At 63.3% G+C, this 15,727-nt stretch carries 13 protein-coding genes; 4 read left to right on the top strand and 9 right to left on the bottom strand.

Going from position 1 to position 15,727, the window contains the following annotated elements:
- Both EKN06_RS12960 and EKN06_RS12965 read right to left on the bottom strand, forming a co-directional pair.
- A partial coding sequence (locus EKN06_RS12960; RefSeq protein WP_240654971.1) for a DUF5801 repeats-in-toxin domain-containing protein occupies positions 1 to 2,105 on the bottom strand: 2,105 nt, incomplete at its 3' end.
- Positions 2,106 to 2,678: 573 nt separating this feature from the next.
- On the bottom strand, positions 2,679 to 3,242 hold the full coding sequence (locus EKN06_RS12965) for a type 1 glutamine amidotransferase domain-containing protein (protein ID WP_127613347.1): 564 nt from the start codon (positions 3,240 to 3,242) through the stop codon (positions 2,679 to 2,681).
- A 236-nt stretch (positions 3,243 to 3,478) separates the two neighbouring features.
- Here EKN06_RS12965 and parC point away from each other — a divergent pair, with 236 nt between their 5' ends.
- Positions 3,479 to 5,803: a DNA topoisomerase IV subunit A gene (parC, locus tag EKN06_RS12970; RefSeq protein WP_205693898.1), complete on the top strand. Its 2,325-nt coding sequence runs from the start codon at positions 3,479 to 3,481 to the stop codon at positions 5,801 to 5,803.
- A 126-nt stretch (positions 5,804 to 5,929) separates the two neighbouring features.
- Complete coding sequence (locus EKN06_RS12975; RefSeq protein ID WP_127613348.1) at positions 5,930 to 7,552, top strand: long-chain-fatty-acid--CoA ligase; 1,623 nt, start codon at positions 5,930 to 5,932, stop codon at positions 7,550 to 7,552.
- A 24-nt stretch (positions 7,553 to 7,576) separates the two neighbouring features.
- On the opposite strand, the gene EKN06_RS12980 is transcribed toward EKN06_RS12975, so the two are convergent.
- The 7 genes from EKN06_RS12980 to EKN06_RS13010 all read right to left on the bottom strand — a co-directional run bounded on the left by EKN06_RS12980 (position 7,577) and on the right by EKN06_RS13010 (position 14,106).
- Positions 7,577 to 8,977 (bottom strand): DEAD/DEAH box helicase, encoded by a 1,401-nt coding sequence (locus tag EKN06_RS12980; protein WP_127613349.1) that lies wholly within the window; start codon positions 8,975 to 8,977, stop codon positions 7,577 to 7,579.
- Positions 8,978 to 9,186: 209 nt separating this feature from the next.
- Positions 9,187 to 9,849: a retropepsin-like aspartic protease family protein gene (locus tag EKN06_RS12985; RefSeq protein ID WP_127613350.1), complete on the bottom strand. Its 663-nt coding sequence runs from the start codon at positions 9,847 to 9,849 to the stop codon at positions 9,187 to 9,189.
- A 76-nt stretch (positions 9,850 to 9,925) separates the two neighbouring features.
- Complete coding sequence (locus EKN06_RS12990; RefSeq protein ID WP_127613351.1) at positions 9,926 to 11,107, bottom strand: CCA tRNA nucleotidyltransferase; 1,182 nt, start codon at positions 11,105 to 11,107, stop codon at positions 9,926 to 9,928.
- Positions 11,104 to 11,715 (bottom strand): CoA pyrophosphatase, encoded by a 612-nt coding sequence (locus tag EKN06_RS12995; RefSeq protein ID WP_240654940.1) that lies wholly within the window; start codon positions 11,713 to 11,715, stop codon positions 11,104 to 11,106. The genes EKN06_RS12990 and EKN06_RS12995 overlap by 4 nt, the downstream gene beginning before the upstream one ends.
- Positions 11,712 to 12,272 (bottom strand): DUF1285 domain-containing protein, encoded by a 561-nt coding sequence (locus EKN06_RS13000; RefSeq protein ID WP_127613352.1) that lies wholly within the window; start codon positions 12,270 to 12,272, stop codon positions 11,712 to 11,714. Before EKN06_RS13000 ends, EKN06_RS12995 begins: the two co-directional genes overlap by 4 nt.
- Positions 12,273 to 12,300: 28 nt before the next feature.
- Complete coding sequence (locus EKN06_RS13005) at positions 12,301 to 12,813, bottom strand: GNAT family N-acetyltransferase (protein ID WP_127613353.1); 513 nt, start codon at positions 12,811 to 12,813, stop codon at positions 12,301 to 12,303.
- 129 nt (positions 12,814 to 12,942) lie between these two features.
- A complete protein-coding gene (locus EKN06_RS13010) occupies positions 12,943 to 14,106 on the bottom strand; it encodes a PQQ-dependent sugar dehydrogenase (RefSeq protein ID WP_240654943.1) in 1,164 nt (387 codons plus the stop codon).
- A 102-nt stretch (positions 14,107 to 14,208) separates the two neighbouring features.
- On the opposite strand from EKN06_RS13010, the gene EKN06_RS13015 reads away from it, so the two are divergent.
- Positions 14,209 to 14,793, top strand: coding sequence for a ribonuclease HII (locus EKN06_RS13015; RefSeq protein ID WP_127613355.1), 585 nt, complete (start codon positions 14,209 to 14,211; stop codon positions 14,791 to 14,793).
- A 22-nt stretch (positions 14,794 to 14,815) separates the two neighbouring features.
- Positions 14,816 to 15,727: an oxidoreductase gene (locus tag EKN06_RS13020; protein WP_127613356.1), complete on the top strand. Its 912-nt coding sequence runs from the start codon at positions 14,816 to 14,818 to the stop codon at positions 15,725 to 15,727.

Raw genomic sequence — 15,727 nt, forward strand, 5'->3', positions numbered from 1 at the left:
GGGCCGTCGTCCTCGATGGTGAAGGCGCCCGCGATGTCGAAGCTGGCGGTGTCGAAGTCGCCGTCGGCGTCGGTGACGGTGAGCACCACGTCGATGGTCTCACCCTCGGGCAGGGCCAGCGAGACCGGCTCGTCGTATTCGCCGTCCGAGTTGTCGCCCGCATCGGGATGCCAGACATTGTCGAGCTGGGTGAAGGTCACGTCGCCGAATACGCCGTCGGCGTCGTTGGTGGCATCGGTGGGGTCGTTGTTGACCGCGATGGTGAAGTACACCGCATCGGGCGCTTCGGGATCGGCACCGGTATAACCGATGACCGTGCCGTCGGCCTGCTGGTAGAGCAGGATCGGATCGCCCGCCGCACCGTCGGTGCCTAGCGTGAACAGGCCCGAGGCAATGCTCTGCGTGCTCAGCGCCAGGGCATAGCTGGTGGAGCCTGCGCCGTCGGTGCCGAAGTCGGAGCCTGTGAAGTTGTCGATGACGTTGAAGCTGGCCGAGCGGATGCCGTCGCCGCCTGGCGCCAGCGGGCTCTCGTCGACGAGCGCGACGTCCTCGCCCAGCGAGCCGGTGCCCGCCTCGGGGCCGTCGTCCTCGATGGTGAAGGCGCCCGCGATGTCGAAGCTGGCGGTGTCGAAGTCGCCGTCGGCGTCGGTGACGGTGAGCACCACGTCGATGGTCTCACCCTCGGGCAGGGCCAGCGAGACCGGCTCGTCGTATTCGCCGTCCGAGTTGTCGCCCGCATCGGGATGCCAGACATTGTCGAGCTGGGTGAAGGTCACGTCGCCGAATACGCCGTCGGCGTCGTTGGTGGCATCGGTGGGGTCGTTGTTGACCGCGATGGTGAAGTACACCGCATCGGGCGCTTCGGGATCGGCACCGGTATAACCGATGACCGTGCCGTCGGCCTGCTGGTAGAGCAGGATCGGATCGCCCGCCGCACCGTCGGTGCCTAGCGTGAACAGGCCCGAGGCAATGCTCTGCGTGCTCAGCGCCAGGGCATAGCTGGTGGAGCCCAGGCCATCACCGCCCGCACTCGCGTCGGGAAAATTGTCGATGACGTTGAAGCTGGCCGAGCGGATGCCGTCGGCGGACAAGGGGCTTTCGTCGACGAGCGCGACGTCTTCGCCCAGCGAACCGGTGCCCGCCTCGGGGCTATCGTCTTCGATCGTAACGGTCAGCGAAGTGGGGACGCTTTCCGTCCCGTCGTCGACCGTTACCGGGAAAACGATGTCGAAAGCGCCTTCGATATTGCCGTCGCCGCCGGGAATCTCACCGTGAAAGACAGGGCCGTCGAGGAACACATCGTATTCACCGGTAGCAGTGTTCAGCACAACGTGAATGACGGTATCGCCGCCTTCGCCAGCAGTGCCCGTCAGAGTCTGGATCCCGTCGACGGTTTCGCTGCTCCATACGACCTCGGTTCCATCGGCGGCGTAGAATACGTCGAGCGGAGCACTGATCGAGTACGTAAGATCGTCGCCGTTCGGATCGGTGAACTCGAACTGGCCGCTGAACGATGCGCTGTCAGTGCTATCGGATCCGGCAGGGTTCCCGTCCGGGTTGCCGCTCGCCAGTCCTTCTTCCGAGACGACCGCGAAAGCAGGAAGATTTTCGGGCGGTTCGTTGACGACATAGGGGATTATTTCTTCGCTCTGCTGCTCCGGAAAGAACAGTTCGGTATAGGGGAGAAGGTCGCCGATATCGTAGGCTGGATCGATCGGATTGACCGCGTCTGCAAAATTGCCGCCCGAGCTGCGGGGATTACCGGCGGCCGGTTCCGGCACGTCGGAATCCAGCAGCGCCGCCAGGTTCATCGGCGGGACGGTCACGCCGTTGATGACGATTTCCGGCATGTAGATGGCGCCGTTGATGACGATCATCTCGGTACCGTCAGGAAGCTTGATGACGAGATCGTCGCCCCGCACGTCTATATCGTCCAGTGAAACGCCGGCGGGCAGGACGAGGACGTTTTCACGCGCAGGATCGGCGATCACGCGCTTCACGCTACTCGTTCCGTTGAAGATCGGCGTTGCCTCTGTCAGGCCGGAAGTTGCGTTTTCGCTGTTCGAACCGTTCGACTGGAAATCCATCTTCTTCTTGCCCCACATCCGGGCCACGCATTCATACGCAGCCGATCATTCCGTTTTTCGATCGCCCGGACATTCCGGCGCGTTCGTTGCAAGGCATCGAATGAAGAAGAGAAGGCAACGACAGAAAGGTTCTGTAATCCGGAGGTTCCGCTCAGTAGCGACAACCCCGACCGTGCTACTTCCTCAACTTGATAATCAAGCCCTACTCAGGCCCATACCTTAAGACATTAAGATGCAATCGTTAAAGCGAATGATTCAAGCACACGCTCGCGAGTGCCCCAATATGGGAAAAATGGGTGGGTGGCAATGAACGTCCGTTAATTAAATTATTGAAAATGTGACTTTTTAATTTGTTCGCTTGTTTAGGCCGGGATGCTCAGATCATCAATTCAAGTCTAACAGGAATGGTTAACGATTGCCGCCAATTTGGCGCTCTACTCTAGCGACTCGGAAAGTTTGGGGCTCGCCCAAACACTCAAGATCAGCCCTGCGATGAACCGGCGTTAGCCCGCGCAGACCGCCAATGTGGAAGACCCGCCCATGGCCTTCACTTGCCATGGACGGGTCTTCGAACGTTGACTCAAGTTAGTATTAATGTGTGGTCGAAAGTTCTTCGGTCGGGGCAGATGCGCTGCTTTCCAGAAGCGCGATGAATGCTTTGCTGAAAGCCGGGATATCGTCGGGGTTTCGACTTGTCACAAGATTGTCGTCTTCGGCGACCTCTGCATCGACCACGTTCCCGCCTGCGTTGGCGAGATCGGTTCTGACCGAGGGCCAGGCCGTCACGGTGCGTCCGTCTACGATATCCGCTTCGATCAGCAACCATGGCGCATGGCAAATGGCGGCGATCGGCTTGCCAGCCTCGTCAAATGCGCGAACGAGGTCGATCACCCTTTCATCCATACGCAGGATGTCGGGGTTCATCTGGCCGCCCGGCAGCAGCAAACCGTCGAAGTCATCGACCGATACATCGTCGATACTGACGTCAACCTTTACGCTTTCGCCCCAATCCTTTTGGTCCCAACCCTTGATCGAGCCGGATTCAGGACTGGCGAGCGTTGTCGCAATGCCTGCGTTTTCGAGGTTTTCACGCGGTTTGAGCAATTCTGACTGCTCGAAACCGTTGGTGGCGATAATAAGGACCTTGGCGGCCATGGGCGTCTCCATATTTCTGTGAGGTTCGTTTGGTTAATGAACGGTGATTGGCGCTCTACGTTCCGGCGGTTGCGACAAGGCGTCGCAAGGGTCGGACCAATGCGGTCGGCAGAGTGGCGGACGTGGTCGCTCTCAAGGGCTGATGCGCGCTCACACCATTCTTAGCGCCGTAACCGTGGACGGGATGATGAAGGACGTTTTCGCCTGGAGAGCCGCCTGCTAGACGGTCAGGCCTGATGGCCGATGATATCTCCGAAATTACCGAACCCGATCCTTTCGACCGGCTGATCGACGCACCGTTCGACGCGGCGTTGTCCGAACGATACCTCGTCTATGCGCTGTCGACGATCACCGCCCGATCGCTCCCCGACCTTCGCGACGGTTTGAAGCCTGTGCACCGCCGCCTGTTGTGGGCGATGAGGATGCTGAAGCTCGATCCGCAGTCGGGCTTCAAGAAGTCGGCCCGCGTCGTCGGCGACGTGATCGGCAAGTACCACCCGCACGGCGACGCCAGCGTCTATGACGCGATGGTTCGCCTCGCGCAGGATTTCGCCCTGCGCTACCCGCTCGTCGAAGGGCAGGGCAACTTCGGCAATATCGATGGCGATAACGCCGCCGCCTACCGTTACACCGAAGCGCGGCTGACCCGCACGGCCATGCTGTTGATGCAGGGGCTGGACGAGGGGACTGTCGACTTCATCCCGACCTACAACGGGGAGGAAGAAGAGCCCGAGATATTCCCCGGCCTGTTTCCGAACCTTCTGGCAAACGGCTCCAGCGGCATCGCGGTCGGCATGGCGACCAGCATCCCCAGCCACAACGTCGCCGAAATCATCGACGCGACGCTGAAGCTGATCGACAATCCGAAGACCGAACACCCAGAATTGATGGAGGTATTTCACGGTCCCGATTTCGCGACTGGCGGATTGGTCGTCGACACCGCTGCCATCATCAGCCACGCCTATGAGACGGGACGCGGGTCATTCCGTATGCGCGGGCGCTTTCACGCGGCGGAGGTGGAAAAGGCCGAGGATCGCGATGCCGGGATCGAACGGCTTGGCGGCGGGCAGTGGCAGCTGGTCATCAGCGAAATCCCGTATCAGGTGCAAAAGGGCAAGCTGATCGAGCAGATCGCAAGCCTTATCGCCGACAGGAAACTGCCCATCCTGGAAGACGTGCGCGATGAAAGCGACGAACAGATCCGCATCGTCATCGTGCCGAAAAGCCGGAACGTTGATCCCGAACTGCTGAAGGAAAGCCTTTACAAGCTCACCGACATGGAGAGCCGGTTTTCGTTGAACCTCAACGTGCTGGACGCACAGCCGGGGGGCGGTCGCACGCCGGTCGTCATGGGGCTGGGCGAATTGCTGCGGCACTGGATCGTGGCGCAGATCGAGATTCTCGTTCGCCGGGCGCGCTACCGGCTTGAACAGATCGCCAAGCGGCTGGAACTCGTCGAAGGCTATATCATCGCCTACCTCAATCTCGACCGGGTGATAGAGATCATCCGCACCGAGGACGAGCCCAAGCCGATCATGATGGCTGAATTCGCCCTGACCGACCGTCAGGCCGAAGCAATCCTCAACATGCGGCTGCGGTCCTTGCGCAAGCTTGAGGAGATGCAGCTTCGCAAGGAACGCGACGAGCTGATGGCCGAACGTGAGGAACTGGACAAGCTGGTCGAAAGCCCGGCCCGCCAGCGCACCCGGCTGAGGCGCGACCTGACCGCGCTTCGCAAGGAATATGCCGAAACGACTGTGCTAGGCCGCCGCCGCACCACGATCGCGGAGGCCGCGCCGACGGTCGAATTCAGCATGGACGCGATGATCGAGAAGGAGCCAGTGACGGTCATCCTGTCCCAGCGCGGCTGGATTCGCGGGATGAAGGGTCACGTCGACCTTGGCCCCGATGGCATCGGCGGCGAATTCAAATTCAAGGAAGGCGATGGCCCCGCCTTTGCCGTTCACGCGCAGACGACCGACAAAGTGCTCATCGCCAGCGCCGACGGGCGGTTTTACACGCTGGGCTGCGACAAGCTGCCGGGCGGGCGTGGCTTCGGGGAACCTGTGCGCAGCACGCTGGACATCGACCCCAATGCCCCGATCATCGCCATGCTGGTCGCCAAGCCCAAGGGCCAGGTCCTGCTGGCGTCGAGCAACGGGCGTGGGTTTGCGGCAGGGATGGACGAACTGCTGGCCGAAACGCGCAAAGGCCGCGCGGTTGTCAATGTGAAGCCCGGCGTGACGTTGAAGGTCGTGCGCGAAATACCGTCGGACCACGACCACGTCGCGATTGTCGGCGACAATCGCAAGCTGGTGATGTTCAACCTCGAAGAACTGCCGGTGATGACGCGCGGGCAGGGTGTGCAGCTGCAACGGTATCGCGACGGCGGGATGGCCGACGCGACGACGCTCAAGCTTGAAGACGGCCTGTCGTGGAAGATGGGCGGCGATAGCGGGCGGACCCGGACGGAAAGCGACATGTGGCAATGGCGGGTCGCGCGCGGCGCGGCCGGTCGCTTGCCGCCACAGGGTTTTCCGCGCGACAACAGGTTTGATTGACACCGGAACGGGCGGGGTGATCTCGCCGGACTGATCACGATTTTAACAACCGGCGATTGCCTTGCGCGCAAATCCCCATCACCCTTGCGACCGTTCCGAAAGAGAACGGCGAAAAAGGGCAGCAGGATGTTGGGTCAGATGCAGGATTGGCCGCTCACGGTCGACAAGGTACTCGACCGTGCGGCGCAATATGCCGGCGACAATGAAATCGTGACGCGGCGGGCCGATGGGTCGATCCACCGGTCGAACTACGCCACACTGCATGCCCGCGCGAAACAGGTATCCGCAGCGCTCTTGGATCTTGGCATCGTACCGGGCGACCGGGTCGCAACTTTGGCCATGAACAGTGAGCGCCATCTGGAAAGCTGGTACGGCACGATGGGGATCGGTGCGGTGCTCCATACGCTGAACCCGCGGCTTCATCCCGATCAGCTGGCATGGATCGCCAACCACGCCGGCGATCGGGTCGTGATCCTCGACAGCATGTTCGTGCCCCTCATCGAAGCGGTGAAGGACCGCATCGCAGCCGAACATTATGTCATCATCGCAGACCGCGACCAGATGCCCGAAACCAGCTTTGCGGCGATCTGTTACGAAGACTGGATAGGCGGACACGGCACCGATGTGCAGTGGGGCGGGTTCGACGAAAACGCCGCATGCGGACTATGCTATACCTCTGGCACAACGGGCGATCCGAAGGGCGTGCTCTATTCGCACCGGTCCAACGTGCTGCACGCCATGATCTCGCTGACTAACGACTGCTTCGGCCTTGGCTATCAGGACACGGTGATGCCGGTCGTCCCGATGTTCCATGCCAATGCCTGGGCGCTGGCCTTTGCCGCCCCGATGGTGGGCGCAAAAATGGTCATGCCGGCTGCGGGGATGGACGGCGGATCGCTTTACGAACTGCTTGATACGGAACGGGTCACGGTCAGCGCTGCGGTACCGACCTTGTGGATGGGGTTGCTAGATCACTTGCGCGCACACAACCTGATGCTGCCGCATTTGCGCTTCGTCGCGATCGGCGGCTCGGCCTTGCCCGAAGTGGTGCTTCGCGCGTTCGAACAGGAATACGACGTGCGCATCGGCCACGCGTGGGGAATGACGGAGATGTCGCCCATCGGCACGGTGTGCCGCCTGCCGCTGGGTGGCGAAGATGCGCCACTGGACGAACAGATCGTCCACAAGCTGAAACAGGGCGTGCCGTTGTTTGGAACCGAAGTGAAGGTGGTGGGCGACGATGGCGCCGAACTGCCGTGGGGAACGGGGCGTTCGGGCCGCCTGCTGGTGCGCGGGATGGCGGTGGTTGATCGCTATTTCCGCGCGGACAAGACGGCGTTGGACGCCGACGGCTGGTTCGATACCGGCGATCTTGCAACGGTCGATGACAGCGGTGCGATGAAGCTGACCGACCGGGCCAAGGACGTCATCAAGTCGGGCGGCGAATGGATCAGTTCGATCGATCTGGAAAACGCGATATTGTCACACCCCGGCGTGGCGTTTGCCGCTGCGATCGCGATGCCCGATCCGCGCTGGGGCGAAAGGCCGCTGCTCGTCATTCAGCCCGCGGCGGGCGCAAATCCCACCGAAGCGGACTTGCGCGCGTTTCTTGCCGACCGGATCGCGAAATGGTGGATGCCGGACGAATTCGCCTTTGTCGACGCGATCCCGTTGGGTGCGACGGGCAAGGTGAACAAGCTGGCGCTGCGCGAGACCTTTACCGGCCGGGCCACGGTGGGCCCGGCCTAGGTTCGCGCAGCAGCAGCCTATGCGTCAGCTCGCGCGGACGGCGTTCTTGTGCGATCCGACGGTCTTGGGACCCTTGGGCCGGAAGCGGCGCTTGGGGTTGCCCATGTCGTCGCGCGGCTGGCCGTCGCCGCGGTTTTCCGAAGTCTTGCGGGCCTTGCGCTGGTCGAAGTTGCGGCTGTCGCCACCCTTCTTCGGCTGACGCGGGCGGCGATCGCCACGGTCGGCATATTCGGCACCGGCCGGTTCGCGTCCTGCCTTGGGCAGGGCGGCGGCACGCGCCTGGAAATTCTCGACCAGCGGCATCGTCGTCAGTTGCACGCCAGTGAGCTTTTCGATGTCGCGGATATAGGGCTTCTCGTCCGGCGCGATGTAGCTGATCGCCACGCCGTCAGCGCCGGCGCGCGCGGTGCGGCCGATGCGGTGGACGTACTGTTCGGCCACATTGGGGATTTCGAAGTTGAAGACATGGCTAACGCCCGTCACGTCGATGCCGCGTGCCGCGATGTCCGTCGCGATCAGCACGGGCACTTCACCCTTGCGGAAACCGTCAAGGGCGCGGGTGCGTTGGGCCTGCGACTTGTTGCCGTGGATGGCGGCGGCGCTGATGCCTGCGGCCACGAGATGGCGGACCACCCGGTCGGCGCCGTGCTTGGTGCGGGTGAAGACCAGCGTCTTCTCGATCTCGCCACTGGCAAGCCCGGCCTGAAGCGACAGCGTCAGCAAAGCCTGCTTTTCGGCTTGGTTCACGAAGGTTGCGTATTGTTCGACACGCTCTGCCGTGGTGGCCTGCGGCGAAACTTCGACCTTCACCGGGTCCTTGATGAACTTGCGGGTCAGGTCGGCGATGGCGCGGGGCATGGTCGCCGAAAAGAACAGCGACTGGCGATTTTCGGGCAGCATGTTGGCGATGCGGGTCAGCGGCTTGATGAAGCCGAGATCCATCATCTGGTCGGCTTCGTCGAGCACGAAGATTTCGACATGGCGCAGCGTCAGCGCGCGCTGATCGATCAGGTCGAGCAAGCGACCCGGTGTCGCCACCAGCACATCGACGCCGGGGACAAGGCGCCGCGACTGCTTGCCGACGGGCACGCCGCCGAACACGCATTCGACATTGAGCGCGAGATGCTTGGCATAACGGCTCATGTTTTCGGCGATCTGCGCGGCCAGTTCGCGGGTCGGCGACAGCACCAGCATCCGGCACGAAGCAGGCTTGGGCTTGTACGCATCCTTTGCGAGGCGGTGGAGTGATGGCAGAGAAAAGGCGGCGGTCTTGCCGGTACCGGTCTGGGCGATGCCCAGAAGGTCGCGACCTTCCATCAGCGCGGGGATCGCCTGACGTTGGATCGGGGTCGGTTCGGCATAACCCTTGGCGTTGAGCGCACGAAGGATAGGCTCGGCAAGGCCGAGGGATTCGAAATAGGACATGAAAACACTCACATAGGCGCAGCAGCCGTATCGGCCGCGCGCGGGGTCGAAACAGGCGACCCGTGCGTGAAAGGGGAAGCTTAACGAATGTGACCTTCGATCCGCTGCGGGCCATCCCGCACATTTCATGCGGGTGATCACGCTGGCAGCAAATGGCCGATCTGGCCGTCACATGGGCGCTATCTAGTGCTGCAATTGCGAAAAAGCAATCAACTTTGTGCAGGCGCTTGCGGATCGTGGGGAACGAGCACGAGCGTACCGTCCTCGACGCTCCACCGTTCGAGCCGCGACAGGAAGTTCATGCCCAAGACGTTCATCCCGTTCATCGTGGGCGCAATGACCGCGCGCAGGTCCTTCGCCCGGATGGTGCCCGTCTCCAGCCTGTCGATGCTGGTGAGGTGCGCAGGCGCGCTGCCGTTCGCGGTTTCAAGCCGCACGGTGCCTAGCACCGACTGCGCGTCTATGCCCGCAGCCTCCGCCGTTTCGGGAGAGATGGCCGTCAGGCTCGCGCCAGTGTCGACAAGAAAGCGGACGGGGTGCCCGTTCACTCGCGCATTGATCCAGTAATGCCCGTCACCCGCCAGCGGCACGTGCGTTTCTTCGCCGTCAACAACCTGTTCGGGCACACCCAATTGCGGCATGGCCAGATCGGGGTTCAGCCGGGCGAGGTCGATCACGGTCAAGACCAGTACGGCGACAAGGCCGAAACTGCCCACGCCGCGCATCAGCCCGCCGATCGCGGGCGCACCCTTGCGTATCGCGCCGCCCACCATGGACAGGCACAGCGCCAGCAAGGCGACGGCAAGCAACGGGTTCGCGGCAAAGACGTCGCCATATGGCAGGGTGTGAAGAAATTCGATGAAATCGGCCATGGCGCGGCATTAGCACGATTTGGCTTTCGCCAACCTGACGGATTTCGCCCGACCGCCCCGACCGCAAGGCGCAAAACTAGGCCAGAGCGGCAATTTCCTCGGCAAGAATGACCCGGGTCCTAACCTCGTCGGGAAAGCCTTCTTCGATCCAGCGGGTCTCGATCTTGCGGAGCACGCGGGCCACCTCCGGCCCGGCAGCTACGCCCGCAGCGACGATTTCGCCGCCTTTTACCGGAAGTCTCGGCACGTCCCAGTCCTTCAGCCGGTCGATCGGCGCGTCGCACAGCAACAAGCGATCGCAAGCGACCTCCTTGCCCAACCGATAAGCCAGCGCGCGCGGATCGTCGCAATCGGCATCCTGCCGCGCGGTATCCTCCTTGATCCGCTTCTTCTGGGCGTTCGAAAGCCGCAGTCGGGCCGCGACTTGTTCGGCCACCAGCGGATCGGGCGGCAATAGCGCGACCAGCCGCCGGATCGGATCGGGTTCGACCCCGGCTTCGCGCTCTGCCTTGATGAGCGTGCCCAGCTTGTGGACTTGCACCCCGCCGGTTTCCGGCAGAACGACCTTCAGCACGCCAAGATCGGCCATCAGCGCGACAGTCTTCGACGGATCGGGCAGGGCCAAAAGGTTCTGCAGTTCCCACCCTACGCGTTCACGCGACAGGCCTTTGAGCATGGGGGCAAGTTCGGCGCAGGCCTCCACCGCCTCTCTGTCGAGAGGGTCCGAACCGAATCGCGTCTGAAACCGGAAATAGCGCAGGATACGCAAATGATCTTCACGGATGCGCTGGCGCGCGTCGCCGATGAACCGCACGCGATGGGCGGCAAGATCGTCCAGCCCGCCGAAATAGTCGAAAATCTCCAGCGTTTCGGGATGGGCGTAAAGCGCGTTGATGGTGAAGTCGCGGCGGGCGGCGTCATCCTCCCACGCGTCGGAAAATTCTACCGTGGCGCGGCGGCCATCGGTTTCGACATCGCGGCGCAGGGTCGTCACCTCCACCGGTCCGCTGTCGAGCACGGCGGTTAGGGTGCCGTGTTCGAGGCCCGTGGGCACGGTACGGATGCCTGCTTCGTCCAGCATCACGACGACGCGGTCGGGATGGTGGCGGGTAGCAAGGTCGATGTCGTTCGCCTCGTGCCCGACCAGTGCGTCGCGAACGCACCCGCCGACATATCGGCATTCATCCGCGCCCAGCGCATCGACGAGCTGCTTCAGGCCGGGGCGGCGGATCCATTCGGCTTCGCTTAGCGATTTCATGCGGAATGTTCCCAGCGCAGTCGGCGTGAAAGATTGGCCAGCATCCCGGCGGTCGCGCCCCAGACGCGGTGGCCTTCCCAGTGGAATTCGATGAAACTGCGCATCTTGCCGCGCCAGAAAATCTCGCGCTCTTCGTGATTGGCCGGGTTCAGCGCGTAGCGCAGCGGGACTTCGAACCATTCGTCGACTTCGGCCGGGTTGGGGCGCAGTGGCAGGTCGGGCGGAACGGTCGCCAGCACCGGGGTCACGGCAAAGCCGGTGCCGGTGCGGTAGCTGTCGGTTTCGCCGATGACGTGAACCTTGGAAAGCGGCAGGGCGATTTCCTCGTTCGCTTCGCGCAATGCGGCCTGTACCGCGGTTTCGCCGGGGTCGATCGCGCCGCCGGGAAATGCGACTTGCCCCCCATGGGTGCGCATTTTTGCCGGGCGTTCGATCAGCAGAATACCTGGGCCATGCCCGTCGTCTTCGGCCCGTTCGGTTACGGCGATCAGCACGGCGGCGGCGCGCGGGGCCCGGTCGGTCATGTTGGGTTCGAACCGCATGTCGGGGATCGGATGCAGATGGCCTGCGCGATGCATCTCGATCAGGCGATGGCGGATCCCGCTCACGCCGGGTCCAGCACGAACGTTGCGCCCTTGCTCGACACCGCGGGCGGCGTGCGATCTTCGGCCAGCGCGATTTCGGCCAGTTGCAACCACGTCGAACGGTCCAGCCGCGCCTCCAACCCCTCGCGCACGACGACGTAAATCGCCGGTTCGTCGGCCGATCCACGCGCGATGACCGGATGTTCGGCGTCGGCGGTGACGAATTCGTCGGTGTTGATCCGGAACGTCAGCACCTGCTCGCCCCCTTCGCGGTCGGCGCGAACATCAGTGGCGACAAAGGGCGCGTCCTCAACCTCGATCGAAAGCTTCTGATAGGGCACGACAAGCCAGAACCCGTCGCCATCGCGCCGCAGCAGCCCGGCAAAGGCGCGGACCATGGCGGGGCGGGTGATTTCGCCGCCGTCGTGATACCAGCGGCCGTCGCGCGCGATGCGCATGTGGCTTTCGCCGCTGTCCTGCGGATTCCAGGTCGCCACCGGGGGCAGCTTGCGCGACTCCACGGCCTGCGCGATTTCCGCAAGGCTCATTCCGGCAAGTTCGGGGGGGACGTCATATGGCATCGCTTGGCTAACGCGATGCCAGAAGCTTTTATCCCCGCCAAGGCCCCAATTGGCCAGTTTCGGGCAGAACGGCAGGATTCGCGCAACGAACCAGCAGCCTCGCGGGGTCCCACGGACCGGGAAGGGTCCAGCCACCCGTGCGGTCTGCCGAAAAACCGAAGAATCGGCCGTAATAGCCCGCATCGCCGATCAACACCTGCGGCAGCGGATTTTCGCCCGCGTCGATCGTCGCCAGCGCGGCCAGCGTGAGCGCCTTGCCGTATCCTTCGTTCTGAAGCGCGGGAAGCACCGCTACTGGCCCAACCATGACCATCGGATGCGCGCCGCCCTGCGGATCGGTCAATGCCACGGGCCAGCACTGGATCGTGCCGGCAAGGTAATCGTCGTCATCGAGTGCGGCATACGACAGCGCGGGTAGCCAGTCGGCACCTTCGCGCACCATGTAGGCGGTGCGTTTCTGGCGATCGGGTTCGAACGCGCGGTCCAGCAGTGCCTCGATCATCTTGGGATCGACCTGGTCGAGGGGAATGATCGTGGCCATCGGGCTGAAGAGTTGCCTTCATGTTGGGAAAGGGCGCGCCGATAGGCCGCAGTGCCCCCGATGTCGAGCGTTTCGTCAAAGGGGCGGCGACGATCGGCGCGGCGACATGGTTCAGCGTGGCCAGATGGTTCAGCTTGGTTTGGCAGTCAGCCGCCACAGTGTCGCGTCCGGCCCATCCTCTGCCACCCAGAGCGCGCCGTCGCGCCCTTCGGCAATGGCGCGGACGCGGTTGCCGATGCCATATCGTGCCAATTCGCGTGCCTTGGCCTCGCTTACGTCGATGACCACCAGCGCTTCGGCAACCAGCCCCGCTGCGACCGCCTTGCCGGCAAGTTCTGGGAACATGCGGTCCGAAGGAAACAGCAGGTCGCCCGGTCCGATTACCGGGTCCCAGCTGATCACAGGCACGGCGAATTCGGGGCGGGTGGCGTGGTCGGGAATGTCCCGCCCATCATAATGCTGCCCGTTTGAAACGACGGGCCAGCCATAGTTCTTGCCAGCCACCACAAGGTTAAGCTCGTCCCCGCCGGCAGGGCCGTGCTCCAGCTCCCACAACTGGCCCTTGGCATCGAAGGTTAGGCCCAGAACGTTGCGATGGCCCCATGACCAGATCGCGGCATCGGCATCGGGCTTGTCCGCCAGCGGATTGCCGGGCGCGGGCGTCCCGTCGAGATTTAGCCGTACGATGGTGCCAAGTGTGTTCGAAGTATCCTGTGCCGGATCGAGTTTTTGGCGATCTCCGGACGATACGAAGAGATGCTGCCCATCGGGCGCGATGGCGAGCCGGTGCGAATAGTGGCCACGGCCCGAAACCTTGGGGTTCTGGCGCCAGATAACCTTCAGATCGAGGATCGCGCAGTCGCCGGCATCGTCGCAGATCAGATTTCCGCGACCGACAGCCGCGCCGCGCACGTCGCCGTTACCCGCTTCGGCCCATGACAGGTATATCGTGCGAGGGGTGAGCGAGGCGGCGCTTTCCGACGGCAGGAACGCGATATCGCCCAGCCCGCCCTGACCACCGTAATCGACCTTTGGCGCGCCGGTTATGGCAAATGTGCGGCCGGTCGCGGTGTCGATGCCGCGGATGCTTCCGGCCTTTTGCGTCACGACCAACACGTCGGTGCCGGGCACGAACGCCATTGCCCAAGGCTCTTCGAACGTCCCGAACGCCTTTATCGCAAAAACGCTGTCGGCAGCGACATCGCCCATCGGAAGCGCATTTTCGACAGGCTGTCCCCCCTGGGCGGTGGAGTTGCCCATGCCGCAACTTGCCAGCAGGAGTAAGGCAGGCAAGAAGGCTGGTCGCATGAACATGTTTCGATCCGTTTCCATCAATTGGCATTTTCGCCGTTTCGGCGCTGGTTTCATCCCTGGCGTCTGCTCCGGCGCACGACGATGATTGTCGGCGTGGACGAAGCAGGGCGCGGGCCGCTTGCCGGTCCGGTTGTGGCGGCAGCCGTCGTTCTGTGCAAGCCGCGACCGTCAGGGCTCGGCGATTCCAAGGTTTTGAGTCGCGCCCGCCGCGCCGTGCTCGAGGAAATGATCTTGCGCCGGTGCCAGTGGGGGATCGGCGTCGTCGATGTCGACGGGATCGACAGCCTCAACATATTCGGCGCGACGATGCTGGCAATGACGCTGGCGGTGCAGGCGCTTTGCGAGAAGATCGGCTGCGATCCGCTGGAAGTGCTGATCGACGGCAATCTCACGCCTATTGGTCGCCGGGCCGAATGGCGCTGGCCGGCGCGCGCCATCGTCAAAGGCGACGCGACGGAACCGTGCATTTCGGCCGCGTCGATCCTTGCCAAGGAACACCGCGACCGGATCATGCGCGCCGCGGCACAGGAACATCCGCACTACGGCTGGGAACGCAATGCCGGGTATGGCACGCCCGAACATCTCGACGCGCTGCGCCGCCATGGCCCGACCCCGCTGCACCGCCGCACATTCGCGCCGGTCGCACAACTTGAAATGCCGCTGTGACGGCTTGCCTCAGGATAGCTTGATGCCCGGATTTACCGCCGCCGACGTCCCGGACCTGACCGGCAAGACCTTTGTCGTGACGGGCGCCAACACCGGCCTCGGCTTTGAAGCGGCAAAGGTGATTGCCGCGCGGGGCGGGGAAATCGTGATGGCCTGCCGCAGCGAGGACAAGGCGCGCGCGGCAATGGCGAAGATCGCGGCCGAAACGCCGGGTGCGGTGCTGGACTTCGTCGAGCTGGATCAGGCCGACCTGGAAAGCGTCAGACGCGCGGCACAGGCTTTGAAAGAACGCGGCAAGATCGACGTGCTGATCAACAACGCGGGCGTGATGATGCCGCCGTTAAGCCGCACGGCGCAGGGCTACGAGCTGCAGTTCGGCGTCAACCACCTTGCCACCTTCGCGCTCACCACGCTGCTTCTGCCCAAGCTGGAAGAGACGCCCGGCGCGCGGGTGGTCGTGACCGCCAGCATCGCCCACCGCAACGGAGAGGCGATCTGGTCCGACCCGAAAGCGGAGCAGGGTTACACCCGCATGCAGCGCTATTATGATTCGAAACTCGCCAACGCGCTGTTTTTCCTGGAACTTGACCGCAGGTTGCGCGCGAGCGGATCGGGCGTCGCGGCGATCGGTTGCCACCCCGGGATCGCATCGACCGAACTGGGCCGCAATTTCGGCATTGCCCGGTATGTCATGCCGATAGCGGGCAAACTGCTCAACAGCGCGCAGCAGGGTGCATGGCCGACGTTGCAGGCCGCGACCGATCCTGAAGCCGTGGGCGGTGGCTATTACGGTCCGCGAGGCCTTCGCGAGATGAGTGGACCGTCCGGCCCGGCATTCCTGACCCGGCTTGCCCGCGATCCGGGCGCGGCGCAGTGGTTGTGGACCCGTTCGGTGGAATTGACCGGCGTCGATCCGGGCCTGCCACCGGCCTGA

The sequence above is a fragment of the Croceicoccus ponticola genome, from assembly GCF_004004515.1.
Lineage (GTDB): Bacteria > Pseudomonadota > Alphaproteobacteria > Sphingomonadales > Sphingomonadaceae > Croceicoccus > Croceicoccus ponticola.